Consider the following 1,562-nt stretch of genomic DNA (forward strand, 5'->3'; position numbering starts at 1 on the left):
CTGATAATGAATTGATAAGAGAAGATACAAGGAGGCTTTCGCCTCCCACTGCAGAAAACGCCCTCATACCTAATTTTTTTTGGCCAACAAATTGTTGGCCTGGCGTTTTACATGCCTCTAATATACTAAATATCTGCATTATATGAAAATTTTAATTAAATTATTTGTGCACTTCTCCAATTGATTCTTCCTTTGCGGTCATCATGTAGTATATAGGAATTACAAGCATCCAGTAACCGCTTTATTATATCTCTTGCAGATTCTTTATCCCCTCTCAAAAGAGAGATAAACTTTTCTTTTATTAGTCCGAAGGCCTTGTATATTTTCAATAGACTAACCCTCCTTTTGTTTTTTGCATAACTGATAATATCCATTATTTGATAGAATTTCCATTGTAGCATTATGACTATCAGCTTTGAATAAAGTAAAAATTCGTATCTGTCAATACTCATTTTCTTTATCTTATGAAATTGGATATTTTGTTTCCATGCTTTGAAAATCATTTCTATTTGCCAACGAATTCCATAAATACGTCTAACTTCACCTGCTGCAATCATCTTGGATGGGCAGTTTGTTAAAAAAAGGTTCAAACCAAACTTAGCTTTTCGTTGCTTAGCTATTTGTCTGCTCTTTCGCTTTGCATATTTTTCGGCGTTCCGGATTCTCCCGGCTTTTACTTCATCGGGCACCAATTCTAAGACAAGACGGGTTTTATATTTTTCATCCCCTAAAAGAACTTCCTTTTCTATCAGCGATAAATTATTTCTGCGCATATATTGCTCAGTTTTTGCGAAGTCTAAAAGTTTGCCGGTAGCTGCATCATATACTTTGCTTATGTTTGGGTTGAGTCTTGAAATATACCAGGCTTCAGAAGCATCGATCATTTTTAATACCTCCAATGATATATATCCCAAGTCTCTTAATACAAGGTCGTTCTTGCGAACACCTGAAATCGTTTCTTTCGAATTATGAAGGTCTTGGTGATTGAAAGGACTTACGCTTAACTCCAGAACTTTTAAATTTTTTAAATCATATTCAAATTGAATCCGAACTGCTGATTTTGAGCCGGAACCTCCACTGCCCGGATATACACTTTTAAAATGATCCGGCAATTGATTACAGGTGGAGTCTTTTATCGTTATTCGTTCAAAACATGAATGTGAAAAAACAGGAACCTTATCTTCAAGATTTGAATGAAGAAGCCCCTCCAATACTTGCTTCAAAAAATTCGTCGCATTTTTGTTGAACCTCTTTTTTATTGCTTGTCGTGTAAGCTTAATCCCAAACTTAAAGTTTAAATACATGGCTATGTCATTAAGACTGACCTTGGACGGATCTTCATTGCTAAATAAAACGGCCTCAATCAAAGGAATTGGTCGAATTTTGCGAAGCCGCTTTATGAATCCATTCGATTTTGACATGTTCAGAATGTTCTCCTTATCGAAGATTTTATTAACTTCATCTTCTAATTTTCTAATTATCCTTATACCTAAGGCAGGTGATTTGACGTTTTATCACCTGCCTTTTTTACCAATTTATTCCTTAAGTTTACAGCAATGCCC

General features: G+C 35.1%; 2 protein-coding genes. One reads left to right on the forward strand and one right to left on the reverse strand.

The window, feature by feature from the left end; all coding sequences use genetic code 11:
* Window positions 1-155: 155 nt before the first annotated feature.
* Window positions 156-1,421 carry an IS4 family transposase gene (locus BM130_RS15035; RefSeq protein WP_074964421.1) on the reverse strand — a complete coding sequence of 422 codons (1,266 nt, stop codon included), beginning with the start codon at window positions 1,419-1,421 and terminating at the stop codon, window positions 156-158.
* Here BM130_RS15035 and BM130_RS15595 point away from each other — a divergent pair.
* Window positions 1,303-1,562, forward strand: a 260-nt coding sequence (locus tag BM130_RS15595) for a hypothetical protein (RefSeq protein WP_217645619.1), incomplete at its 3' end; no start/stop codon positions are given. The two genes, BM130_RS15035 and BM130_RS15595, sit on opposite strands and share 119 nt — an antisense overlap.

Source organism: Thermophagus xiamenensis, assembly GCF_900112795.1.
GTDB lineage: Bacteria > Bacteroidota > Bacteroidia > Bacteroidales > Marinilabiliaceae > Thermophagus > Thermophagus xiamenensis.